General features: G+C 44.7%; 22 protein-coding genes. 13 read left to right on the top strand and 9 right to left on the bottom strand.

Annotated features, from left to right (window positions below):
• Positions 1–48: 48 nt before the first annotated feature.
• On the bottom strand, positions 49–1113 hold the full coding sequence (locus tag KT990_RS00175; RefSeq protein WP_005172337.1) for a hypothetical protein: 1065 nt from the start codon (positions 1111–1113) through the stop codon (positions 49–51).
• A gap of 18 nt (positions 1114–1131) precedes the next feature.
• Positions 1132–2058 (bottom strand): acyltransferase, encoded by a 927-nt coding sequence (locus tag KT990_RS00170; protein ID WP_218208935.1) that lies wholly within the window; start codon positions 2056–2058, stop codon positions 1132–1134.
• A gap of 253 nt (positions 2059–2311) precedes the next feature.
• Between KT990_RS00170 and KT990_RS00165 the strand changes: the two genes are divergently transcribed.
• From KT990_RS00165 to KT990_RS00125, 9 genes are all read left to right on the top strand, one after another.
• Positions 2312–2965 (top strand): OmpA family protein, encoded by a 654-nt coding sequence (locus KT990_RS00165; protein ID WP_218208934.1) that lies wholly within the window; start codon positions 2312–2314, stop codon positions 2963–2965.
• A gap of 137 nt (positions 2966–3102) precedes the next feature.
• Positions 3103–5142, top strand: a complete 2040-nt coding sequence (locus tag KT990_RS00160) for a UvrD-helicase domain-containing protein (RefSeq protein WP_005096042.1) — start codon at positions 3103–3105, stop codon at positions 5140–5142.
• Between the two features lie 47 nt (positions 5143–5189).
• Positions 5190–5642 carry a dUTP diphosphatase gene (gene dut / locus KT990_RS00155; RefSeq protein ID WP_005172331.1) on the top strand — a complete coding sequence of 151 codons (453 nt, stop codon included), beginning with the start codon at positions 5190–5192 and terminating at the stop codon, positions 5640–5642.
• 380 nt (positions 5643–6022) lie between these two features.
• On the top strand, positions 6023–7441 hold the full coding sequence (locus KT990_RS00150) for a phosphomannomutase/phosphoglucomutase (RefSeq protein WP_218208933.1): 1419 nt from the start codon (positions 6023–6025) through the stop codon (positions 7439–7441).
• A 10-nt stretch (positions 7442–7451) separates the two neighbouring features.
• Positions 7452–8360, top strand: coding sequence for an acetylglutamate kinase (gene argB / locus KT990_RS00145; RefSeq protein ID WP_005096046.1), 909 nt, complete (start codon positions 7452–7454; stop codon positions 8358–8360).
• A gap of 132 nt (positions 8361–8492) precedes the next feature.
• On the top strand, positions 8493–9341 hold the full coding sequence (locus KT990_RS00140) for a class II glutamine amidotransferase (protein WP_005096047.1): 849 nt from the start codon (positions 8493–8495) through the stop codon (positions 9339–9341).
• A gap of 281 nt (positions 9342–9622) precedes the next feature.
• The gene (locus KT990_RS00135; protein WP_180075963.1) at positions 9623–10078 is read left to right on the top strand and encodes a bacteriohemerythrin; all 456 of its coding nucleotides are present in this window, start codon (positions 9623–9625) and stop codon (positions 10076–10078) included.
• A gap of 143 nt (positions 10079–10221) precedes the next feature.
• Entirely contained in the window at positions 10222–11301 is a 1080-nt protein-coding gene (locus tag KT990_RS00130) for a hypothetical protein (protein ID WP_218208932.1), read from the top strand.
• Positions 11301–11633, top strand: coding sequence for an RnfH family protein (locus KT990_RS00125; RefSeq protein ID WP_005096050.1), 333 nt, complete (start codon positions 11301–11303; stop codon positions 11631–11633). The genes KT990_RS00130 and KT990_RS00125 overlap by 1 nt, the downstream gene beginning before the upstream one ends.
• A gap of 100 nt (positions 11634–11733) precedes the next feature.
• Here the strand turns inward: KT990_RS00125 and KT990_RS00120 are convergent, their stop codons facing one another.
• Complete coding sequence (locus KT990_RS00120) at positions 11734–12132, bottom strand: outer membrane protein assembly factor BamE (protein WP_004279275.1); 399 nt, start codon at positions 12130–12132, stop codon at positions 11734–11736.
• A 112-nt stretch (positions 12133–12244) separates the two neighbouring features.
• Here KT990_RS00120 and fur point away from each other — a divergent pair, with 112 nt between their 5' ends.
• The gene (gene fur, locus KT990_RS00115) at positions 12245–12682 is read left to right on the top strand and encodes a ferric iron uptake transcriptional regulator (RefSeq protein ID WP_005096051.1); all 438 of its coding nucleotides are present in this window, start codon (positions 12245–12247) and stop codon (positions 12680–12682) included.
• A gap of 68 nt (positions 12683–12750) precedes the next feature.
• On the opposite strand, the gene KT990_RS00110 is transcribed toward fur, so the two are convergent.
• A complete protein-coding gene (locus KT990_RS00110; RefSeq protein ID WP_218208931.1) occupies positions 12751–13872 on the bottom strand; it encodes a PilT/PilU family type 4a pilus ATPase in 1122 nt (373 codons plus the stop codon).
• A gap of 30 nt (positions 13873–13902) precedes the next feature.
• Positions 13903–14940, bottom strand: coding sequence for a type IV pilus twitching motility protein PilT (locus tag KT990_RS00105; RefSeq protein WP_005104787.1), 1038 nt, complete (start codon positions 14938–14940; stop codon positions 13903–13905).
• 123 nt (positions 14941–15063) lie between these two features.
• On the opposite strand from KT990_RS00105, the gene KT990_RS00100 reads away from it, so the two are divergent.
• Entirely contained in the window at positions 15064–15753 is a 690-nt protein-coding gene (locus tag KT990_RS00100) for a YggS family pyridoxal phosphate-dependent enzyme (protein ID WP_218209362.1), read from the top strand.
• Positions 15754–15784: 31 nt separating this feature from the next.
• Here the strand turns inward: KT990_RS00100 and KT990_RS00095 are convergent, their stop codons facing one another.
• Genes KT990_RS00095 through KT990_RS00085 form a run of 3 tightly spaced genes read right to left on the bottom strand, consistent with a single transcriptional unit; the run spans position 15785 to position 21770 of the window.
• Positions 15785–16891, bottom strand: a complete 1107-nt coding sequence (locus KT990_RS00095) for an acyltransferase family protein (RefSeq protein WP_218209361.1) — start codon at positions 16889–16891, stop codon at positions 15785–15787.
• Positions 16892–16896: 5 nt separating this feature from the next.
• A complete protein-coding gene (locus tag KT990_RS00090; protein ID WP_218208930.1) occupies positions 16897–20508 on the bottom strand; it encodes an AAA family ATPase in 3612 nt (1203 codons plus the stop codon).
• An 8-nt stretch (positions 20509–20516) separates the two neighbouring features.
• Entirely contained in the window at positions 20517–21770 is a 1254-nt protein-coding gene (locus KT990_RS00085; RefSeq protein ID WP_218208929.1) for an exonuclease SbcCD subunit D, read from the bottom strand.
• A gap of 468 nt (positions 21771–22238) precedes the next feature.
• Here KT990_RS00085 and KT990_RS00080 point away from each other — a divergent pair, with 468 nt between their 5' ends.
• The gene (locus KT990_RS00080) at positions 22239–22700 is read left to right on the top strand and encodes an ABZJ_00895 family protein (protein ID WP_005096058.1); all 462 of its coding nucleotides are present in this window, start codon (positions 22239–22241) and stop codon (positions 22698–22700) included.
• A gap of 152 nt (positions 22701–22852) precedes the next feature.
• Positions 22853–23758 carry a TIGR01777 family oxidoreductase gene (locus KT990_RS00075; RefSeq protein ID WP_218208928.1) on the top strand — a complete coding sequence of 302 codons (906 nt, stop codon included), beginning with the start codon at positions 22853–22855 and terminating at the stop codon, positions 23756–23758.
• Here the strand turns inward: KT990_RS00075 and thiO are convergent.
• The gene (thiO, locus tag KT990_RS00070; RefSeq protein WP_218208927.1) at positions 23747–24874 is read right to left on the bottom strand and encodes a glycine oxidase ThiO; all 1128 of its coding nucleotides are present in this window, start codon (positions 24872–24874) and stop codon (positions 23747–23749) included. The genes KT990_RS00075 and thiO overlap by 12 nt on opposite strands.
• Position 24875: the final 1 nt, after the last annotated feature.

Genomic DNA, 24875 nt, shown 5'->3' with positions numbered 1-24875 from the left:
TTATGCCAACAGAACCGGATGATTTTATCTGGTTCTGCACTTTAAATGTTATCTATCTATTGAGCGCTGATTTTGCTCATGTTCTTCTAAAATCTGTTGCCACTGTTTGACTTTCACCTGTTTTTGGATCGCTTCAAGTGTTTCAAAAACAGCCGATTCGACCAACTTATCAATATGTGGATTATGTTCAATCTGAATCTGGCTGATTTTATCTGAAATTAGGGTAAAAGTCGGATTTTCTTTTTGGCCGGTATGAGTAAAGGGATCAATCAGACCTTGGGTGATATTTTCCCCTAGACGTTGGCCAATACTTTGAATTTGTTGTTCAATCCGGCTACCGACAAGTGGAATTAATCGCAATAACTGGGTCAGTTCCGGGGTGTCTTCAATGGCTTGATTGACTACTTGCCCGACATTTTTAGCAATCATGGAACGTTGTGCCTGCAACTCTTTACCCAAAGATTCCTGCAAGATGTCTGCCAAGGCAACTGCCAGTAATTTACGATGATGTTCTACCAAATCATCAATCAATTTTTTATGTGATGTACTGGTGCTGAGTTCACGCTTAATACCGTCCAGTACAGTCAGCACCACACGGCTGGAAAGCTCCTCCATGAGCATGTTGTAATAAAAATTGCCTTGACGATACCAGCGCTCGGGAATGACTTTATAACCGTGACTATGCAAGTTATAGCCAATCGCGACCGCACGTAACAGACGCAGAAAGCGCAGTTGTGGAATAATGGAGAGAATTTCATACCAATGTACGAATGGAAAAAACCACCAGCGCCGATGATGGCGCTGAACAATGGCAATGCCCCAACGTGCCAGTAATTCACAGATCAGGAAGGTGGTAAACCAGCCCTCAGTAATGACCACCCAAGGGCGTAAATCACTTTTATAAAACTGCAAGATTTCCGGTAAACGAATGAAGTCAAACAACCATTGACCAAAATCGCTCATTAAAATGGCATTGGCACTGAGACAAAATAGATTAATGATGATTAAGACCATCATAAAAATGTCGTAAATCAGTGCAACTTTCCAGCCCCAGGTGCCTTTACGAATAAACTTAAATGAGCTAGAGGTGATGTCGGGGTTGTCGTTCTTCATAGTTACTCAGGCAAAAAATCAGACAGCGCTTTGGTCAAAGTTCTGCTGCATTTGCGCTATTAGTTGATCTTTTTCAGTCCAGATTTGATCAATCCATTTCTGGAAACGTGCACGGTATTCAGCATCATCTTCATAATTGCCGCCGAGTACCCAGTCAGGAATCTCAATTTTTCTTAAATTTACCGCAATTCGTGGCACTTCACCTAACCAAAATTCACCATAACCCGGAATACCGTCCGGATAAACGATGGTCATATCGACCAGCGCATCAATTTTATCGCCGAGAATATTCAGCGCCAAAGCCAGACCACCGGCCTTAGGTTTAAGTAAGTATTTGTAAGGAGACTGCTGCTGATCATGCTTGTCTTGGGTAAAACGCGTGCCTTCCAGATAATTTAACAAGGTAAAGGGCTGACTGATCAGCTGCTCACAGGATTTACGTGCTTCTTCCATATCGCGGTATTTTAGCGCAGGATTTTTAGCAATCTGTTCCTTGCTATGCCGTTTCATCATCGGAAAACCTAAAATTTTAAAGGCTTGACCGACAAAAGGAATAAAAATAAGTTCCCATTTTGTAAAAAAACGCGTCAGCGGCATACGGGTCAAGCCGAAGTACTGATTGACGGTGGTATCGACCCAGCTTTGATGATTACAGGTCATCAAATAACGACCCTGCATATTTAAATCAAGTGATTCATCTACTGTTATTTGCCATTCGGTATTGTTGAGCACATTGTCAATCAGCCAGTTATTGACGCCTAACCAGCTGTTGGTAATCTTGATATTGGTTTCATCAACTTTTGCAGATTTTTTAAAAAACTTGGTAAAACCCAGCGCCAGAACCGGAGGGCCATGAAAAAAAGTACTGCCTGTCATCACTGAGGTGACAGCCAAGCCACGTGTAAGTTTTTTTAAAGTTGCTTGTTTATTGCTATTCGATGACATATCAAAACAGTCCCCAGAGATTAATCGCTTAAATTTTTTCATATTTTGAATAATATAATGAGAGTGAGGCAAATAAAAAAGCCTGAACAGGAAACTATGAAGATATTGTGATGAACTACTTTGATTTAGTTACATATAAACATTACAAAATATTACTAAACGATTTATTATTAACAAAAATTCAATGGTTACACCATTCAATTTAAATCATCATCTCGCTTATACAACAAAGCATACAACAAGGAGTCATGCGATGCGTGCACTAGTAATTTCAGCAGCTGTAGCAGGGGCCGTAGCACTTACAGGTTGTCAATCAACTGGCAGTAACATCGGTGGTGTGGAATATGATAAAGCTGCTTTAGGTACTTTAATTGGTGCTGCAGCAGGTTACGGTGTTTCTAAGAGTAATGCGAATACCAGCCGTCAAAACAACCGTGCAGCAGCGATTGGTGCTGTTGTTGGTGGTGCAGCAGGTGTTTATCTTGATAACAAAGAGAAAAAATTACGTCAAGCAACAGCCGGAACTGGCGTAGATGTTAACCGTAATGCAGATGGTTCGATTAACCTTGTAATGCCAGGTAGCATTACATTTGATACCAACAAATCGAACATCAAACCAAACTTCTATGGCACTTTGAATAAAGTGGCTCAAGTATTAACCGAAGATAACAACAGCGGTATTTTGGTCACTGGCTATACAGACAGTACCGGTAATGACTCAATCAACATCCCGTTGTCTCAAGCACGTGCTAACTCTGTAGCAACTTATTTATCAGGTCAAGGTGTTTCACGTACACGTATTAATGCTCAAGGTTTAGGTTCAGCAAACCCGATCGCAGACAATACAACTGCGGCGGGTAAAGAACAAAACCGTCGTGTAGAAATCGCGGTATATGCTGTTCAATAATCTTTAAACGCATATAAAAAAACCACCTTCGGGTGGTTTTTTTATATCTGAACATTGACCTGATTAATCGTATTTTAAATTAGGCAACTGAGGCAGAGATGACTATAATCGGAGCCGAATCTAGAAGAGGAAGCCATATGTCACTCGCCAGTCAGTTAAATGACAAGCAACTTGAAGCCATGAAATACACTCAAGGACCCTTGTTAGTACTTGCAGGAGCGGGTTCAGGCAAGACTTCAGTGATCACGCGAAAAATCGCATATCTTGTCAAGCATTGCGGGATTCCTGCGCATCGTATTACTGCAATGACCTTTACCAACAAAGCGGCACGTGAGATGAAAGAGCGTGTCAGCAAATTGTTAACCCGTGAAGAAAGTAAAGGCGTTTCAGTTTCGACTTTCCATACCTTTGGCCTGAATATGCTGCGTCTGGAGCTGAAACATACCCCCCTTAAAAATAATTTTTCGATTCTGGATGCTGACGACTGCAAACGTATTCTGATGGATTTGATGCATCGTGACAATTTATCCGGTGCAGAAAGCAAAGAACTGATTGCCAAAGCCATGAAAATGATCTCGGACTGGAAAAATGATCTGATTCCACCCGAGCAGGCGCATACCACTTGTGAAACTGCCGAAGATGTCCAGTTTGCGCATTTATATCAGCTTTATGAACGTAATCTGCGTGCCTATAATGCCGTAGATTTTGATGACCTGATCGTGATGCCGACACGTCTGCTACAGGAAAATGCCGAAGTACGGGATAAATGGCAAAACCGGGTGCGTTATTTGCTGGTCGATGAATATCAGGACACCAACACTGCACAGTATATTCTGGTGAAATTGCTGGTTGGCGTAATGGGGCAGTTCACCGCCGTAGGCGACGATGACCAGTCCATCTATGCTTGGCGTGGCGCCAAACCGGAAAATATGGCCTTGCTGCAACAAGATTTCCCGAATTTAAAAGTGATTAAACTGGAACAGAACTATCGTTCGACCAGTCGTATTCTTAAAGCAGCCAACACCGTGATTGGCAATAACCCGCATATTTTTGATAAAAAACTCTGGTCAGACAAAGGCCATGGTGAAGTGATCCGGGTGATTACTTGCCGTAATGATGATGATGAAGCAGAACGCGTGGTCAAAGACCTGATCACGCATAAATTGATGAATGGGAAAAGCTGGAAAGATTATGCGGTATTATATCGCGGCAATTTTCAGGCGCGTATTTTAGAAACCCATCTCCGTCAGATGCAGATTCCGTATAAATTGTCTGGCGGTCAATCTTTTTTCGCGCGTGCCGAAATCAAGGACATGATGAGTTATTTACGCCTGATCATTAACCCTGAAGATGACAGCGCTTTCCTACGGATTATCAATACGCCAAAACGTGCCATTGGGCCGGTGACACTGGAAAAACTGGGTCTCTTTGCTCAGGAAAATAACCTGTCACTGCTGGCTGCGGCAGCGGATCAGCGTTTGACCATGGCGATTCCGAAAAAGGCCACCACACAGTTGGCAGAGTTTGCCGACTTCATTGAGGGCTTTACCCGCAATTTACTTGATGATGATGAACCGGTACCGATCATCCGTCAGATGATGATTGAAGCCGGTTATATCGATTACATCAAGGAAACTGCAGCCACGCCGGCACAGGAAAAAACCAAGCTCGACAATATTGAAGTGCTTTACAGCAGCATCCAAAGCCTGATTAACCGCGCTGAAGATGTCGATGAAAAAAATATTGAAAGCGTGATTCGTAAAATGGTGCTGCTGGATATGCTGGAGCAGCAACAGGAAGAAGAAGATACTGACAAAGTCAACTTGTTAACCTTACATGCTTCTAAGGGGCTTGAGTTCCCTTATGTCTATCTGATCGGGCTGGAAGAAGAAATTCTGCCGCATAAGAACTCGATTGCTGCGGAGACGGTTGAAGAGGAACGTCGCCTGATGTATGTCGGGATTACCCGTGCACGTCAGGGTCTGACCATTACCTTGGCCGAACAGCGCAAGGCTGGCGGACAGATGAAGCAAATGACTCCAAGCCGTTTTCTGGATGAATTACCGGAAGATGAACTGGAATGGTTAGGTCGCAAGAAAAAGCTGGCGGGTAATATCGATCCGAAATTACAGGCGCAGCATTATCTGGATAATTTGCGCAATCTTATCAAACGATAAACTTCAACGCTTATACATATTTTAAATGCAACAACAGGAATGAACACATGAAAGTTCAGGTGAAAGTCCTTGACTCGCGTCTCGGTCAGGAATGGCCATTACCGACTTATGCCACCACAGGTTCAGCAGGATTGGACTTGCGTGCCTGCGTCCATGAAACGACAGTGATTGAACCGGGTCAAACCGTTTTAGTGAAAACAGGCTTGGCGATTTATATCGAAGATCCTGCTTTTGCAGGTCTGATCTTGCCACGTTCAGGTTTAGGTCATAAGCACGGGATTGTGCTGGGTAATCTGGTAGGTCTTATCGATTCAGATTATCAGGGTGAATTGATGGTATCGGTCTGGAACCGGAGTCAGACTGCTTTCAGTCTGGAGCCGGGTGAACGTTTGGCGCAATATGTGCTGGTGCCGGTAGTACAAGCTGAATTTGATCTGGTCAGTGAATTTGAAGCCACTGAGCGTGGTGCTGGTGGCTTTGGCCATACCGGTAAAAACTAAAGAGAAGATGACCTGCAAACAATGAATGGATGTAGGTCATTTCTTAAATACAACAAAGTAAATCCTAAACATAATGTGACGCTTAAAATGGAGTTAAAAATAAAAATTTATTTTCTATATAAATAGAGTTATTCAAAATTGAAATTTATATCTTTATTTTAATTTTAGCCGGGGAAATTAAAAATAAATATAATTAAATAAGGACTATTTCATCACAGAAATTTTCTGATTATTCAGTTAACGGTAATATTTTTATAATTGATTGTTACATTGAAATGGTTTAAAAGTAGCGGGTCTTAAAACAAAAACAAATGTTTAAAGTCATGATGATGAAATAAGTCATTTTATATCTCCTTATATTTAGTGAAAAGAACAGTTTTATGGGATCTATGAATCATCTATTCCCTATGCACATTTTTCGAGCCTATGACATACGCGGTAAAGTCAGTGTACTGGGTGCTGGGATTATCGATGCAATTGCTCACGGTTTAGCACAGCAATATCAGGCTGCGCGACAGACACGTGTCGCAATTGGCTATGATGCACGGCTTAGCAGTCCGGCTTTTGCAGAAACCATTCGCCGTATTTTTCAAGCTTATTCGATTGAAGCCACTATTGTCGGTTGTTGTTCCAGTCCGATGCTGTATTTCACCGCACGGCAATTTGATGGCAATGGCATCATGGTCACGGCCAGTCACAATCCCAAAGAAGATAATGGTATTAAATGGATTGTCTCTGGTGAGCCGCCTTGCCCAGAGATGATCCAGCAGGTGGCTCATCTGGCCAAACCACATTATAGCAATCAGCAGCTTTGCCTAGACGAACAGACTCATCAAGTTATTCCAGAATTTTGTCTAAAATATCAGCATGGTATATTAAAAGATATCCAGTTGAAGCGCTCATTTAAAGTGGTTCTGGATGGTCTGAATGGTTCAGCCGGGCGCTGTGCCAATCTGGTGCTTCAAAAAATGGGTTGTGCGGTGATGGCTTTGCGTTGTGATGCCAATGGGCATTTTCCAGACCATGCACCAGATCCTTCGCAAGACAAACATCTGGAGACTTTACGCCAAAGCATCATGCAACAGCAGGCTGATCTGGGCATTGCCCTGGATGGCGATGGCGATCGCGTGGTCTTGATTGATGCACAGGGCCAGATTATCACGGCGGATCAGTTACTGTGCCTGTTTGCCGAAATTTGCCTCACTGACTCAGCACCACGCAAGTTTGTTTATGATGTCAAATGTTCAACCCTGGTGCGAGACACCGTGCAACGTTTGGGCGGTGAGCCGGTGATGATTCGTACCGGAAGCTCATTTCTGAGAACTTATCTGGCACAATCTCAGCAGCAGGCGATTTTTGGTGGAGAATATGCCGGGCATTATGTCTTTAATGATGGCCGTGGCTGGGGCTATGATGATGGACTCTATGCAGCGCTCAGAGTCATGGAATATCTGGATCAAACTGGTCAAAGTCTTGCACAAGCTTTAGCGGCTTATCCGAAACGGCATGGGACCGAAGATCTTTATATTGCAACGCATCATGTGGATCCGGTTGAACTTTTAGACTTTGTTGAACAGCAATCTGAAAGAATTCGTGCGCAAATCAGTAAAATTGATGGGATACGTCTTGATTTTGAGGATGGTTTTGGCATCATTCGAGCATCCAATACAGGTGAGTATTTCACAGTGCGCTTTGATGCCAATGATGCTCAGGGCCTGAATGAAATTCGTCAGCTGTTTGTAGCCATGTTGCGTGACCGTTATCCACAGATCGCTCAAGATATTTTAGATGCTCAATAAGGAGAGGCGAATGCCAAATCAACAAACAGGCATCGACAAAGCACAGATTTTGACAGAAGCTTTGCCGTATATTCAACGCTTTGCGGGTAAAACCCTGGTAGTAAAATACGGCGGTAATGCGATGACCGATCCTGAGCTGGAAAGTTCATTTGCACGTGATATCGTATTATTAAAAACGGTTGGTATTAATCCGATTGTGGTGCATGGTGGGGGGCCACAAGTCGATTCCATGCTGAAACAGTTGGGCCGTGAATCAGACCGTATCGACGGGATGCGCGTGACTGATCCTGCCACGATGGAAGTCGTGGAAATGGTACTTGGCGGTAGTGTCAATAAATCGATTGTGAACCTGATCAACCAGCATGGTGGTCGTGCCATTGGCTTGACCGGTAAAGACGGCAACCTGATTCGTGCACAAAAACTGCTGATGGAAAAAGTGGCTGAAGATGGTTCGGTTCAGCAAATTGATTTGGGTCTGGTCGGTGAAGTCGTTGGCGTAAAAACCGATGTGCTGGAAATGTTCACCAACAGCGATTTCATTCCCGTGATTGCACCGCTGGGCGTGGATGAAGAAGGCAATACCTATAACATCAATGCAGACTTGGTGGCAGGTAAAGTCGCAGAAGCCCTAGGTGCAGAGAAGCTGATTCTGCTGACCAATATTACAGGTGTTCTGGATGAAAATAAAAACCTGCTGACGGGTTTAAGCACTCAGGAAGTTGACCGTCTGATTGAAACAGGCGTGATCTATGGTGGCATGATTCCTAAAGTCGGCTGTGCACTGGATGCGGTCAAAGGCGGCGTAGTGAGCGCGCATATTGTAGATGGTCGTGTGCCACATGCCAGCTTATTGGAAATTTTTACCGATCATGGCGTTGGTACACTGATTACCAACCGTGCCCATCCACCTCGTCCATAAGTTGTTTTTTTGCGGAAAAGAGCCTCAATTGAGGCTCTTTTTTATCTCTATTTATAACTGATAGCTATTTGAAATGACTCGGGTAGTCATGCACAATAAGCATCTAAGAAAATAGAAAGCTGAAACCAGACCATGTGCCAACTGCTCGGAATGAATTGTGCCACCCCGACGGATATTACCTTTTCATTTCGTGGGTTTTCCCAGCGGGCCGGAATTACCTCGGATCATGCCGACGGTTTTGGAATTGCTTTTTTTGAGGATAAAGCCTGTCGCCTATTTGTCGATAACCAGTCTGCGGTTGAATCTCCGATTGCCGAGCTGGTGCGTAACTATCCGATCAAATCCCGTAATGTGATTGCGCACATCCGTAAAGCCACCCAAGGCAAAATCAATCTGGAAAATTCGCATCCATTTAGCCGCGAACTGTGGGGCCGGCAGTGGATTTTTGCCCATAATGGCGATTTGCATGAGTATTTTCCGGTGCTGAGTGGCCGTTTTACCCCAGTCGGCAATACTGATAGTGAGCGCGCTTTTTGCTATTTGCTCGATCAGCTGGTCAAACGCTTTGGTTATGATGAACCGAGTCTGGATCAGGTCTTTGAACTACTTGCTGAGGTTTCACCTGCGATTGCAGAACACGGCACTTTTAATTTCTGTCTTTCCAATGGGCAGGCGCTGTTTAGCTATGCCATTACCAAATTGCACTGGCTGGTGCGTGAATACCCGTTTAGACCGGCACAGCTGATTGATATTGATGTCGAGGTGGACTTTAGTCAGGTCACTACGCCTAAGGACAGGGTTGCGGTTATTACCACCGAGCCATTGACACAAAATGAGGAATGGACCGCTTTTCAGCCGGGTGAAATGATTCTGTTTAAAGAGGGTGCCAAGTTCCGTTCGCAACTGACTCGGGTAGATCGGTTGGAACGGGAACGTCTAGATCCGTCCTTAAAACGTGTGACCAAAGCAGATTTATATTAAAAATAGATTTTTTTATTTTAAAGATGGGATTTAATTCCTATTTTTTAATATCTTTTTTATTTAAATTAAAGAGAAACCATATTATTAGAAATAGTAGATTGATTAAAAAATATCTGATTCTTATACTCGGGTTTAAAATATATTCCTAATGAAAACAGTTAATTGCAAGGTTTCTCTTAAATTAAGCCGAAAGCCGACTAATTTACTTCATTTTTATTCAAATCAATACGTTATATGATGATTTTTATGTGATAAGTCCTTAATATTTATAGGTGGTCGTAATGAAAATGAAATGGGTTCCAGACTATAATACTGGTATCGATGTGATTGACGATCAGCACAAACGAATTCTCGATTATATCAATGAAATTGATGAGATCAATGTAAATATCGACCGTGCCCGTATTAAACAGATCCTCGAAAATATTATCGATTATACCCAGTCGCATTTTACTTTTGAAGAATCTCTTCAGGAAGAAGCGGGTTATAAATACCGAGTTCCACATAAACGTGTACATGACCTGTTTATCAAGAAAATCGAGTCTTATCGTGATCGTTTTGAACTGGGGCAGTCGATTGAATCAGAACTGCATGAAGTATTATCTAAATGGTTAATCAACCATATTCAGCACGATGACGCTGATTATGTCGGCGCAGTCAAAGAAAATATGATGGGCATTATCAAAGAAAAAGAACAGAAAAAAGGTAAAAACTGGTTCGCTCGTTTCTTCTCATAATAAAAGACGTAACGAGATAACAAGAATTACAATTTAATAATAAATTTTGCGCAGCAAATCACTGTCATGGTGGTTTGCTTTTTGTTTTTGATTTTCACCGCTTCACAAGGCAAAATAGCGCTAGATTTTTATAGGAATGCATCATGCAGGACAATGCTATGTCAAAATGGTTATCACCGCTGATGGCTTTCTGTTTATCGTTTATTATCATCGCGACGCTCGCACCGATAACGGGTATACAGATTGATCGTCAGCTGGATTTCTGGATGCTCTGGTTAGCCACTATGCTGATTCTGGCGCTTCCCATCTGCTACTTGGAAATTGCTTTGGCCAAGCGCTCTAAAACAACGGCATTACAGGCACTGTCAACGCTGACCCGTGAAGCAGATGCCTCACAAAAATGGCGTATAGTCGGCTGGTTAAGTGTGATTTTTATTCCGTTTCTGGCAGGTGCAATGCTGAACAATGCCAGTAATGTTCTGGCAGTGGCTGCCCTTGACCTTGCACCGAACCTTTTGTTGATCGGATTGGCAATTGCTGCTCTGGCTTTGTCACTGCTGCCGCGTCAAATTTTATTGGCTGTTACAACGATTGGGGTGCTGGCATCTCTGGTTCTGGCCAATGTAATGGGAACTGCACTATCTGCATGGCAAGTCACGCCAGTCGAGTTCTCGGAATGGGGCAATGCCACGGTATTAGCGCTGGTGGCAAGTGGTTTGGGCATGGGCTTGTACTGGCAGTCTAGCCTGAGTACGGTGCAACAACAGGATGTTGCCAGCAAGACAGTATTGCCGATCTGGATTGCGCAGTTAGTTGCTGTCATTGCATTTGCTTTCTTTGCTGTACAAGCGCAAATCCCTGCATTTACTCTGGTCGCAGCGATGGTGGCAGCTGCTGCATTAATGCTGCAAATGGCACGTGAACAGTTACAGCAACGCCAACTTCATCCTGCGATTCAATGGGCGATTATGGCTGTCGTCACCCTGATCTGGGCCATTCCAAATGTGACACCAATGTTCAACGTAGTCTTACTGCTTTGGGGCTTATTGATTTGTTTGATTTACGCGCTCTTTGCGGGCTGGATCATGAAGATCAGCCATTTACGTAAATCAATGAATTTTAGCTCTGAAGGGTTCTATAACCTGTGGCGTATTGCTGTCCGTGTGGTATTGCCTGTTTCGATTATTGTGGCGATGGTCGCTGTTCTAGGACAACTGTTCTGATGAATAATGCACTGATCTGGGTGGCCTATGCGACTCCGGAGCAACAGTTTCATCTGGCTGTACCATTTCAGCCCGGCATGACAGCATTGGATGCCATCCAGCAAAGTGGCATAGTAGAGCAGGTTACCCTACCTGAACCTTTGTCTTTGGGTATCTTCGGTGTACGCTTGCAAGATCATCAGCAGCCACTGGCAGCAGGTGATCGAGTCGAAATTTACCGAGCACTGACTATCAATCCTAAAGATATCCGACGTAAACGTGCCGAGAAAAATCCGGTGGGTCGTTATGCCAGAGGCAATCTTTTAAGAAAGCTGAAACCATCTTCCGAATAGAAAGCGGCTTGAATGAGCATTAGTTTCAATGATCTGCTCAATCAATCGACTTAATCAAAAAAGCCCCTGATGATTCAGGGGCTTTTTCATGAGAAAGCGACTATAGTGGAGGCGCATTTAAAATTGCTTCTTTTGAACCTGGTAAGCCGGGTTGAGATTCTGGAATGGTTTCCAGACCTTCAACACGTTCCACGATACCAGACTGGTTAAAGTAAATTTTCAAATGCTGGCCTTGGGCTGCCGGGATCTTGGCTTTTTTAGCGTAGGTTCCTGGGGTATAGTTATAGATGTAGTCCCAGCGTAAAGGATTCAGCGGATCGCTTACCGTTGGACTGCCCAGTAAGAAACGCACCTGTTGATGACTCATTCCCACTTGAATTTTAGCGGCTTGAGCTTGGGTTAAAGGGGTTCCTTGTGGAATATCTACTTTATAAACACCTAATGTCGAACAGCCGACGAGCAAGGAAGTGACGAATAACGTCAACATGATTTTTTGCATTTTGCTAAACTATCCCAAATTAATTATGATGCATTTGATCCAAGGATAGATCATACTGCATCTAAAGTTTGTTGCATATTCCAACTTTGATTTTGTTGAGAGACCTTTTTACATGACTATTTCAAACCAAGATTTACGAAAAGCTGGACTGAAAGTTACCCTTCCACGAATTAAAATATTAGAATTACTAGAAAATTCAAGACAACATCATTTAAGTGCGGAAGATATTTACAAGACTTTACTCGATCAGGGCGAAGATGTAGGTTTAGCAACTGTGTATCGTGTGTTAACGCAGTTTGAAGCAGCGGGCATCATCGAACGTCATAATTTTGAAAATAATCATTCCGTTTTCGAGATCATGCAGGAAGATCACCACGATCACCTGGTCTGTTTGAATTGCAGCAAAGTCGTTGAATTCATCAATGATACGATTGAAAAAGAGCAGCATGATGTTGCTGAAAAATTTGGTTTTGAATTAACCGGTCACTCTCTGAATCTGTATGGCTACTGCGATGCGCCGGCCTGTCAGGAAGTGTTTCGTAAAAAATAATTTGCACTCCGGTTGAAACAAAAAAAACAGGCTTCTTGAAGCCTGTTTTTTTTATGCCTTCAAGATGATCAGGACTGACCATCAAAGGTAATATTGGAGTGTGCACGTAATAAATGGCTGCCGCCTTCTTCTGACAGTTTGATTTGCAGACGCAAATCATTAGGTGAATCCGCATGTTTCAGCGCATCTTTATAGCTGATCTGTTTGGCTTTATACAAATCATACAGCGCCTGATCGAAGGTCTGCATCCCCAGTTCGCGGGAACGCGTCATCAGTTCCTTGATCTCATCCACATGACCTTTACGGATCAAGTCGGCCACCAGTGGTGAGTTAATCAGAATCTCAATGGCTGCACGACGGCCAGTGCCATCGACGGTTGGAATCAGTTGCTGCGCCACAATCGCTTTCATGTTTAACGACAGGTCCATAAACAACTGGTTGTGCCGTTCAGTTTCAAAGAAATGGATGATCCGGTCAATGGCCTGGTTGGCGTTGTTGGCGTGCAGGGTAGCAAAGACCAGATGCCCGGTTTCGGCAAAGGCAATCGCATAATCCATGGTTTCACGCGAACGGATCTCACCAATCAGAATCACATCCGGTGCCTGACGCAAGGTGTTTTTCAGGGCAATTTCAAATGAATCCGTATCAATGCCGACTTCACGCTGGGTAATGATACAGCCCTTATGCTGATGCACAAATTCAATCGGGTCTTCAATGGTAATGATATGACCTTTGGAGTTTTCGTTACGATAGCCAATAATCGAGGCCAAAGAGGTAGATTTACCGGTACCCGTTCCCCCTACAAACAGAATAATGCCCCGTTTGGTCATCGCCAGTTCTTTTAAAATTGGCGGTAATTTGAGTTCATCCATGGTCGGAATCACGGTTTCAATCCGACGCAGCACCATCCCCGGTTGATCGCGTTGCTGAAAGGCACTGACACGGAAGCGGGCACTTTTATCCAGCGTGCTTATGGCAAAGTTACATTCACGACTGTCAGCAAATTCTTTACGCTGCTTTTCGGTCATGATGGAATGGAGTAGTTGTCCTACTGCCGCACCTGGTAATTTTACTGAACCAATCGGTAAAATCTGCCCATTGACTTTGATCGAGGGTTCGACATCGGCTGTAATGAACAGATCCGATGCTTTTTTCTCCACCATATATTCGAGTAAGCCGTTAAAATCCATGTATATACACCCCAATACAATTCAATTTTCTTATAAGAATGCTTCTGGCTGCTTGGCTGCAGTACGTGCAACTTGCGGACTGATAATACCTTTGGAAACCAGCGTTTTCAGGCTTTGATCCAGCGTTACCATGCCATAGTTGGCACCGGTTTGAATTGCGGAATACATCTGTGCGACTTTGTTTTCACGGATCAGGTTACGGATCGCCGGAATACCAATCATGATTTCATGCGCAGCCACACGTCCACCACCATTTTTCTTTAGCAGGGCCTGTGAAACTACGGCTTGTAGGGATTCAGACAACATGGCGCGTACCATGTCTTTTTCTTCGGCAGGGAATACGTCGATCACACGGTCAATGGTTTTGGCCGCTGAGGTGGTATGCAGGGTACCAAATACCAGGTGACCGGTTTCTGCCGCAGTTAATGCCAGACGAATGGTTTCAAGGTCACGCATCTCACCGACCAGAATAATGTCCGGGTCTTCACGCAGTGCCGAACGCAGTGCTTCATTAAAACCATGGGTATCACGATGCACTTCACGTTGGTTAATTAGACATTTCTTAGACTGATGCACAAATTCGATCGGATCTTCGACGGTCAGAATATGGTCATAGCGGTTGTCATTAATATAATCCAGCATCGCCGCCAATGTGGTTGATTTACCCGAACCGGTTGGACCTGTGACCAGTACCAGACCACGTGGATATTCACAGATATCCTTAAAAATCTGTCCCATGCCCAGATCTTCAAGGGTCAGGACTTTAGAGGGAATGGTACGGAATACCGCACCGGCACCGCGGTTCTGGTTAAATGCGTTGACACGGAAACGGGCCACGCCAGGCACTTCAAAAGAGAAGTCAGTTTCCAGATTTTCTTCAAAATCACGGCGCTGTTTATCGTTCATGATGTCATAAACGAGTTTATGCACTTCTTTGTGTTCTAATGCTGGCAGGTTGATGCGACGAACTTCCCCATCGACACGAATCATTGGCGGTAAGCCCGCAGACAAGTGTAAATCCGACGCACCATTTTTAGCAGAAAATGCCAACAATTCTGTGATATCCATAAGGTCCCCGAGTTCATTAAAATGTTAATTATTTTGATAGAATAATAAGGCTTTCCCACAGCTTAACCAACACTTAGTTCATGGGCAAGGGAAAAAAAGATGAATGAAATGAGAACCCCATCAATGAATATGTTGCAACAGTCACGAAATCAGGTCTTAGTGCAAATTGAAACTGCCTGTGTTCAGGCCGGCCGCGAAGCAGATGCGGTGCAACTGCTTGCCGTTTCCAAGACCCAGCCAAGTAGCGTCCTGGCAGATATGTATCAGGCAGGGCAACGTGCTTTTGGTGAAAATTATTTGCAGGAAGCACTGGAAAAAATCACGGCACTGAAAGAGCTGGACATTGAATGGCATTTTATTGGTCATGTGCAGCGCAACAAAACCAAGGCTCTGGCAGAAAATTTTGCCTGGGTGCATGGGGTAGATCGTCTGATTATTGCCGAGCGTTTATCGAATCAGCGTGGAGATAATCAGCCTGCGCTGAATATCTGTATTCAGGTCAATATTGATGCTCAGGATACCAAAGATGGCTGTCAGCCGGCAGAAGTTTCAGATTTGGTGGCACAAATCAGCCAACTGCCAAATGTGCGCTTACGTGGTTTGATGGTGATTCCAGCACCGAATAATCCTCAAGCCTTTGCTGATGCCAAAGTTTTATTTGATGCAGTCAAAGTTCAGCATGCACATCTTGAAGATTGGGATACTTTAAGTATGGGCATGTCTGGGGATATGACCGAAGCGATTGCTGCGGGTTCTACCATGGTTCGTGTTGGCACAGCCCTATTTGGTGCACGGCCTAAAAAAGATATATAAACTACTAATGTCAGTTTTTTGCAGCAAAGCGTTATCGCAGGGTATTGGATAACGCTTTTTTTCTGGCTGGTTCGAGCCATTTGGCCATGAGCCAGGCAAAGACAATTAAGCCGCCCATACTGCCGAGCAAGGCTAAAACCGCTCCCCCAAGACCATAAGCCAAGGTTGCCGGAATACAGCCCAAAATAAATAAAAGTAATGGGAAATGGGTGACATACAAGGTATAGGAAAAGTCTGCGGATTGTACCCAGACCGGATAATAGTAGCTGCGTTGATGCTGGAGTTGTACCAGCCAGCAGCTAAATGCTAGGCCGATACAGAAATTAAAGAGAGTAAAATTTGCAGCGCGATATTGTCGGGCTTGATCGACGATATGAAACTGGTAAGCATCAATGCAGGCGATTAGAAATGCCAAGCCAAATAACCCCAGTTTAAGCACTTGTAACCGGTTTAGAAAATGTCGCTGGATATGACGAAATGAACAGGCAAAGGCCATCAGCCAGACCAGAAAATAAATAAAAAACTGAATATTCAGGATGGATAAAACGATTAAAACACTAAAAAAGCCGATTTTGGCTATTTCTGAATCTTTGAAAAAAGGCAGAAATCCGGCCAAGACATAGAACCAGACTTCATAACTCAGGCTCCAGAGCGGGGCATTGGCTGAAACTGTAGGCGTGATGAAGCCATTCAAAAACAGCAGAGCGCCAATAAAATCACCTGAATCGAGACCATAGTCAGTCCGGATCATCATGCCAAAACTGTTTTGAAAGGCATGGCTTTGAGTGGCAAAGAGTAGTGGTGCCAACAGATACAACAACAGGCTCAGAGCCATGGCAAACAGAAAGGGTGGCAAAATCCTGCGATAACGCTGTTGGGTATAACGGCGCAGATTGAACTGACCATGCTGATGAATATTGTGCTGGATCGAATAGCCAATCAGATAACCACTCAGAACAAAGAAAATCATGACCGCGGCCTGACCAAGCAGGCGCACCCATGAATACAGGCTGAGGTCAAAAGGGGCGATAAAGGCCTGAAAGCAATGCGTGAACAGTACAACAATGGCACTGATGCCCCGTAGGCTCTCGAGCTGTAAGCTGAAATAGGGCGAGAGCTTGTCTGGGGCAGGGTGCATCATTGTCAACCTATAATCTGAATGGTACTGGCGCCAGCACCGACTGGCTTGACCTGAATTTGTACTGGAATCCGTTCATGCATTTCCTGCACATGCGAGATTAAGACCACTTTACGACCCTGACTTTGTAAATGATCCAGTGCATTCATCACCATATGTAATGAGGCTGGATCTAAAGTACCAAAGCCTTCATCAATAAATAGCGATTCCAGTTTCATCGAACCGGAAGCCATATTGGCAATCGCCAGTGCCAAGGCCAGAGAAACCAGAAAGGTTTCTCCGCCAGATAAAGACAAGACCGGACGTACTTCGCTGTTCATGTCCAGATCAATAATCGCCAGACTCAGGCTGTCTGGAATACGGTGCAACTGATAGCGCGGTGCCAGCGGTTGCAGTTGTTGGTTGGCGTATTCCACCAAGATATCCAGATGATGTTCCTGAGCAATTTTCTGGAACTTGGTACCTTCCTTATGTCCGATTAAATCGTAGATACGGCCCCAGCGATATTCTTCGGCTTTGACCTGTTCAATCTGTTGCTGATATTTGGCATAGGTATTTTGATTATTGGCATTCATACGCAGTTTGGTATCAATCTCATTGAAGCTGTTTTGTTGCTCGGTTTTTTCCTGTGCCAAACTATTTAAATGTGCTTCCACTTCCTCAAAAGCAAGTTCAGGCTGTTGCTGGAGATGCTTCTGGTATTGATCTTCCAGCGTTTGCCAGGCAATTTTGGCATTTTCCAGTGCTTGAAGTTGTGCCTGTAATTGCTGCCGGATTTGCTGATGTTCACTCAGACCAATGGTCAGACATTGTTGGATCAGTTCCGCATTAAAATGTCGATGCAGATTTTGCCATGTACGGATGGCCTGATCAGATTGTGCCTGCTGTTGAGTTAGCTGTTGCATTTGGGTCAGCAAAGCCTGTTGTTTAAGTAAAGCCTGATGCAAAGCTTGCTCATGCTGTTCATATACCTGGCGTTGTGCTTGAAGCTGGCTATTAAGCGCTTTTAACTGGGTATCCAGTTGCTGTCGCCATTCTGCTGCCAGCTTATAGGTCTGACCGGCATGTTGTTCGGTCAGCTGATTGAGTTGCTGACGTAAGTCTTTGCCTTGTTCAAGCAAATAATGGGTCTCGGCCTGTATTTGCGTATGCCGCTGCTCATGCATCTGTAGTTGCTGTTGAGCCTGATTCAGTTGCTGCTTGAAACCTTGTAGCTCCTGTTCCGCAGTTTTGACTTGATTGACAAGATGTAATCGCTGCTGCAAATGTTGTTGCAGCTGGGTACAGGCAGCAGGCGCATTCTTGTGCCAAGCGAGCTGCTGTGCTTCGGGCAGTACTGTAAGAATTGGCTCAATCAGTTGATCCAGTTGCAGCATTTTTTGCAGACTCAGTTGCAAGCTGTCGAGTTGCTGTTGCTGTTGTCGCCAGTTTTGCCAAGTCTGTTGCAGGATTTTGAACTGTTCGTTTGCCTGAGTGTGTTGCTGTTGCCATTGGCCAAGCTGTGTTTGCAGGGGATGGAGCAACTGAGCTGAATGATCAGGATTGGCTGGCTCAAGTCCTAACTCTTTTAAGTTTTGTTTTAATGTCTGGTGTTGTTCATTCAGTATCCGCTCAATGTGGACTAAACGCTGTTGTTTTTGCTCAACGAGCATCTTGGTTTTGGACTGTTGAATCTGGGTTGCTTTTAAATCATCTTTAAGCTGATTCAGTTGTTGTTGTGCCTGTTGCAACTGTTGATCTTGCAGCTGGTTTAGTGCTGTGTCTAATAATGCTTGATGTTGGACAAACGGATGCTGTTGGCTGCCACAGACCATACAGGCTTCATCAGGTTTGAGCTGCGCGCGCAGTTCCTGCACGCTTTGGGTTTGCAGTAGGCGCTGTTGCTGCAGCATATTTTGTAGTTGTTCAAATTCCTGTTCGGTGTTGCTGACGGTTTGCTGCAGTTGAATTTCCGTATGTTCAAGCTGGGTTAATTCTGTCTGTGCATGCGCTACGTCTTGTTTGAGTTGCTGTTGTTCGGCTTCCTGTTCCGCTAGACGTGCCACGTGCTGGATCAAGCCTTCCAGTTTAAGTAGTCGGGTCGAGCTCTGTTGCTGTACGGTCTGATGCTGCTGAAGTTGTTGTTCCAACTGCGCTTGATTGCCAAATTGTTGCTGCAAACTTTCGATTTGTTGAGCCAGCTGCTGCCGGGAATGTTCCAGTTCAGTACGCGATTGAGAGAGTACGGCCGGCGCCTGTTGCTGCATCTGTTGATACAGCTTTTGATAGTCTTGCAGTCGTTGCAGTGTACTTTGTGGTTCCAGATCAAACACGGCAAGATCAGCCTGCTGTTCAAGTTGCGTCAGGCGTTGCTGTTGCTGCTCGGCAGCAGATGCGAGTTGCTGTTTTGATGATTCAATCTGTTGTTGCAAGGGTTGGATATACTGCTGTGCATAGTCCAATAAATCTGCTGATTTTTTCTTATAGTCATTGCCGACCAGATGCATCTCATGATCCAGTTTTAGACCTTGTTCCAGATGCGGCTGCATGGCATGCATATGTTGAACATGAGCCTGCTGTTGTTGCTGGATCTGAGCAAGTTGCGTAAATTCAGCATCACGTTGCTGTTGCACCTGTTGTAGCTGCTGTTCGAATGATTGTTGTTGTATCGCAAGCTGTTTTTGCTGCATGAGCATTTGATTCTGCTGGATAAACTGTTCTCGAATGCCCTGAAACTCATCCAAATGAACCAGCAACTGCTTTTGTGCGGTCAGCTTCTGATCGGCATCCAGCTGTACATCGTAAATTTCTTTTTTGGCCTGAATTTCAGTATATAAAGCATGTTTCTGCCGATACCATTTCAGGTCATTTTCTAGTAATTTTTCACTCTGGTTAAAATGCTCAAGTATCTGGTTGAAGGCAGTATGTTGCTGTTGAAGCTGAGTAATATCGTCTTCGGATAATAATTCCAGATGACCGAGCCAGTTTTCCAGTTCATGGCGCTTTTGTCGAACCTGACTATGCTTTTCCGCTGCTTTTTTACTGACCTCACTGAAAATCTGCGAATTGGTCAGATATTCCAGCAAGTCTGCACGTTCATGATCTTTGGCTTTTAAAAATGCGCCAACTTCCGACTGCGCCAGCAGTACCGCGCGGGTAAACTGTTCAAAGCTCAGGCCCAGCAGTTTTTCAATTAAGGGGGTAACTTCAGATATTTTTTGCGTTAGCATCGTATCATCATCGATGCACTTGATAAAACGATCTACTTTTAGATTGCCATCGACTTTCTGACGTGCCCGGCGAATCTCCCAGCGTGCTGTATAGCGTTTGCTATCCAGGGCAATAAACTCCAGCTCGGCAAAACCATGCACGCAGCCACGGCGTAGAATATTCTTGGAGTCTTTAATCGAAACATCCTGACCACCGGCATCTTTCAGGCTGCCGGTCGCACCTTTTAGACGTGGAATTTCGTTATAGAGCGCCAGACACATGGCATCGAGCAGGGTCGATTTACCGGCTCCGGTTTTTCCAGTGATTGCAATCAGGCCGGCATGTGTTAAAGGGCTGGATTCAAAATCAATATGATGGGTGCCAGTGAGGGAGGCCAGGTTGTTGAGACTCAAACGTAAAATTTTCATGGCCGATCCTAGGCTTGTTGTTTCTGAGCAAGTTCGTGCTGGGCTTCAACCAGAAGTTGCTGAAAATCCTGTTGTACAGAATGATCATGTTCATAGCCCATTTTTTTCCAGATATTCAAAAACAGCGATTCCGGCGTCGGTGGTGCCAGATCAATTTTCGAATCTCCTTGCGTATGTTCGGCCTGTTGCTGATAAATCCGGCTGATGCGCAGCAAGCGGTAACGGTTGGCGGGTAAAGCCAGTTCAATTTGCTGGCGTAAATCGACTGGTGGCGGCGCATCGGTGGTGTATTCTATTTCCAGAAAATGTCGTGCCGACAGTTGTTCGATTTCTCCGGCAGGCAAGGCCTGAAGTTTAGCAATTAAATCTTCCAGCTTTTCCCGAATCCGGAACAGCTCGACGGTGCGTGGCACTTTTAGAACATCGTATTGAAAGCGCTGTTCCGGGCTTTGTTCAGGATCAATTCTGACCTCAACCACCTGATGTTGATAGTTGATTTCACTAAATGACAGCGGAATCGGTGAGCCACTATAACGGATATGCGGCTGACCAACTTTTTGTGGTTTATGCAGATGACCGAGTGCGACATAATCAATCACTTCATCAAACAGCGCCGTCGAGAGCGCTTCTTCATTACCGACAATAATTGGCCGTTCCGAGTCGGAAGTTTCGCCACCTTGCATATGTGCATGCGACATTAAAATCAGGGCTTGATGCTGCTGTTTACGGGCCTTGGCTTCGGCAATCAGTTGTTGATGCAGATAGCTAATCGCATTCTGGCTATTGCTGGTATGCTCATTCAGCCCGGTAATTTCGGCACTGCGTAAATAGGGCAGGGTCAGACACCAGGCGATGATATTTTTATCCTGATCATAAATCGGAATCAGCAAGCGATCCAGATTCAGGGTGTTTTCTGCGGTTCGGCCCACAATTCCCACAGCTTTGGCATTGAATTTAGACAGAAAAGGTTCAACCTGCTCAATCCGGTAACCGGAATCATGGTTGCCGGCAATCATCAAAGTCTGCATGTGCGGGGCCAGATTATGTGCATCGGCCAGAAACTGATACAGTTGCTTTTGCGCGCTGGATGCCGGATTGATCACATCAAAAATATCTCCGGCAATCAACAGGGCATGCGGCTGTTTTGCTTTAATTTGCTCCAGCAGCCAGGTCAGAAACTGGGCATGTTCAAATTCACGGTCATGGTTATGGAAAAATTGCCCCAGATGCCAATCGGAAGTGTGAAGAAAATGAACTGCCATGTAGATGAACCCTGAAATGTCTGCCTTGCTACTATAGGAAAAAGCTGAGGGAAAAATCTACTTAAAAAAGATATTTCAGCGAATTGTTGCTGATGTCAGGCTGAATTTATTTTAATCAGTAGGCAAAATGGCAGGATAGTCATGTCTAAATCACCCAGTCTTGAACAGTCATGTAATCCATCAGGCTGAAAAATCGGAATTTTAAAAAATAAAAACCGACGATTCGAGTGATGTGAAATCGTCGGTCAAATTTGTGTTACATGAAGATTTTGGCTGCTATTCAAAATTTCCCTGTACACTGGACTTATTGCTTTAGCTCTAAGGTCAGCAAAAATTCGTGGATGCCAGTCCAAATTTTCGTACCTTGTACCCTATATAACGTCATCCTCTGGCCGATGGTTGACAATAAAATGAAAAAAAACCTGTTTTTTTTTATACTAGCTTGATGAATGTCACTGAGTGATTCCTATGTTGCCTTTAACCCGTTATTTTATCTGGTTTTTTATTATCTGCTTTATTTTTACCTGCATTTGCGGGGTGCTGGCAGCACTGATGCCAACGGGGATGGGCGCCGTACTGACGGTTGTTCCTTATCTGGTAGCCATGATCTGGATCTTATTTAAGTTTTTAAAACAGCAAAAACGTGCCCCAACGCAGTCGGAACGTAAAAAATTCACCTTGGGGTTTAGCCTGATCTATTGGGGCTATAACCTGCTATTTCTGTTACTTGGTATTCTGATTGCCACGCGCTCTAATCCAAATGCCTGGCAGGACTTTTTGCTATATCTACAACAGCCACAATTTATAAGTATTGTGCTGATCATGTTCTTGCTGATCGCGATTCCGTTGTATCTATTGACTTACTGGTTCTATGGCAAGCAGGCACAGCGTATGGCAGATCAAATGTTTGGCAATTCGCCGCAGGCCTGATAGGTAGGTGGCTTTATGACGATTGATCTTGATAAATTGATCGCATCAGGCAGGATACAAATTCACCACGACAAAGAGGGCATTGATTGAAAAACCCCAGAATAAGTTGCGTATAATTTAAATAGAAAAAATAACAGGGCTAAGAATGACTTATGGATAAACCTGTAGTGCTGGTGACCGGAGCGAGGGGTTTTATTGGCAGTCATCTGGTACGTTTTTTATTAGAACGTGATTATCGGGTGATTGGGCTGACCCGCCGCAAGAATCAATCTGAACCTCATCCAGATTTTCACTGGATTAACCAGCTGGATGAATTAAAACAGCCTCAGATTGATTATGTGATTAATCTGGCTGGCGAAAGCATCGGTCAGCGACGCTGGACAGCAGCGCGTAAAAAGAAATTGCTGGATAGCCGTTTAGACACCACCAAACAGTTATTTGACTATTTAGAAAAATACCAGATCAAACCGAAACGGATTATTTCGACCTCGGCCGTTGGTTATTATGGTATTGACCCGAGCGAGCGTTGGGAGCAGGTCTGTACGGAACAAAGCCCGCCACAAGATATTTTTATGTCTGAGCTCTGTGCGAAGTGGGAACAACTGGCTTTGTCCTATAGCAGTCAGGACACCAAAATTGTTCGCTTTGCTGTGGTCTTCGGCAAAGGTGGTGGAATTCTGCCGCAGATGTTATTGCCGATTAAACTGAATCTGTTCGGGCGGATTGGTCATGGGCGTCAGCCAGTCACTTGGGTGCATTTAGAAGATGTATTGCGTGCGATTGAATTCTTGATGCTTGAAACGACGACTGGGCAGATTTTTAATGTGGTTGCTCCGGAAAAAGTCAGTCAGGCACAGTTTGCCCGGACTGCTGCACAGCTACTGAAACGCAAACCTTTACTGCCACTGCCAGCATGCAGCCTGAAAATGATGCTGGGAGAACAATCGCAACTGGTTTTAAACGGTCAGTATGTACAGCCTCAAGCTTTACAGGATGCGGGATTTCAGTTTGATTATCCAACCTTGAAAGAAGCGCTGCATAATATCCTAAAGCACTAAGCGACCTGGCTCCAATAGATGGGCCGGAGCATAGGGCTGTGGATCTACAATGGTCGGTGTTTGTGCAAGCATCAATTGAGCCAGTAATTTGCCTGAGGCTGGGGCCATGCATAAGCCATTGCGGAAATGGCCAAAATTGGCCCAGGCATTTTGTAATTCGGGGATTTTGCCAATATAGGGAATACCATCGGGTGAGCTGGGTCTTAATCCGGCCCATTGCTTGACCAGCGGAAAATCCGCCAGTTCCGGCACCATCTCCAGACAAGCCTGTAGAATATCTTGCCGGATTTCAGCAGAAGGCGAGGTGTCAAAACCGACCTGACGCATACTGGAACCACATACAACATGTCCGTCGCGCCGTGGAATCAGATACATGACCTTGTTCATGCACATGCTCGGTAGCCAGTTTTCTGGGGTTTTAAACAGCAGCATTTGTCCTTGCACCGGTTGTACCGGAATTTCACAGCCAAGCTGTTCTGACCAGCCTGCAGACCATGCGCCTGTGGCGATTACAAACTGATCTGCCTGAAAGTGTTGACCACTTTCACTGGACACACTCGTTACCCAGCCTTGCTGAATATTAAGCTGAGTGATTTTACAGTGCTCTTGCCAGGTGACATGCGGATGCTGTTTTAAATAGCTGATGACCGACTGTAATAGTCGCGGATTGCGGATATTGGCCAGTTCCGGAAAGTAAATCGCCTGTTTGAACTTGCGCTGATCAATTCGGGGATTGATTTGTTGTAGCTGAGCCTGATCAAGCAATTCGGCCTGTTGCTGAGGGTCCTGATATTTTTCCGCATAGCGCAAGCCAAGCTCAAAATCATCTTCATCAAAAATCAGCATACCACTTTCATGAATCTGGAAATCGATACCGGTCACTGGCTGCAGTTTTTGATTCCAGTCCTGATAGAGCGGTTTGGCATGCCGGGCCAACGTATTGACTGCAGCGGGGTAGCGCCAGGGATACATCGGAGAAAGAATCCCGCCTCCGGCCCAGGACGCAGCCTTCCCGGCAACTTGCTGATCAAAAATCGTGACAGAACATCCCTGTTCAAGCAGTTCCAGCGCCGACATCAACCCAGTGATGCCAGCGCCGATAATGGCGATATGCATT

Origin of the sequence: Acinetobacter sp. F9 (genome assembly GCF_019195275.1) — a bacterium.
In the GTDB taxonomy this organism is placed as follows: domain Bacteria; phylum Pseudomonadota; class Gammaproteobacteria; order Pseudomonadales; family Moraxellaceae; genus Acinetobacter; species Acinetobacter pseudolwoffii.
The sequence above is the reverse complement of the archived record's forward strand: the minus strand, read 5'-3'. Positions and strand labels throughout refer to the sequence as shown.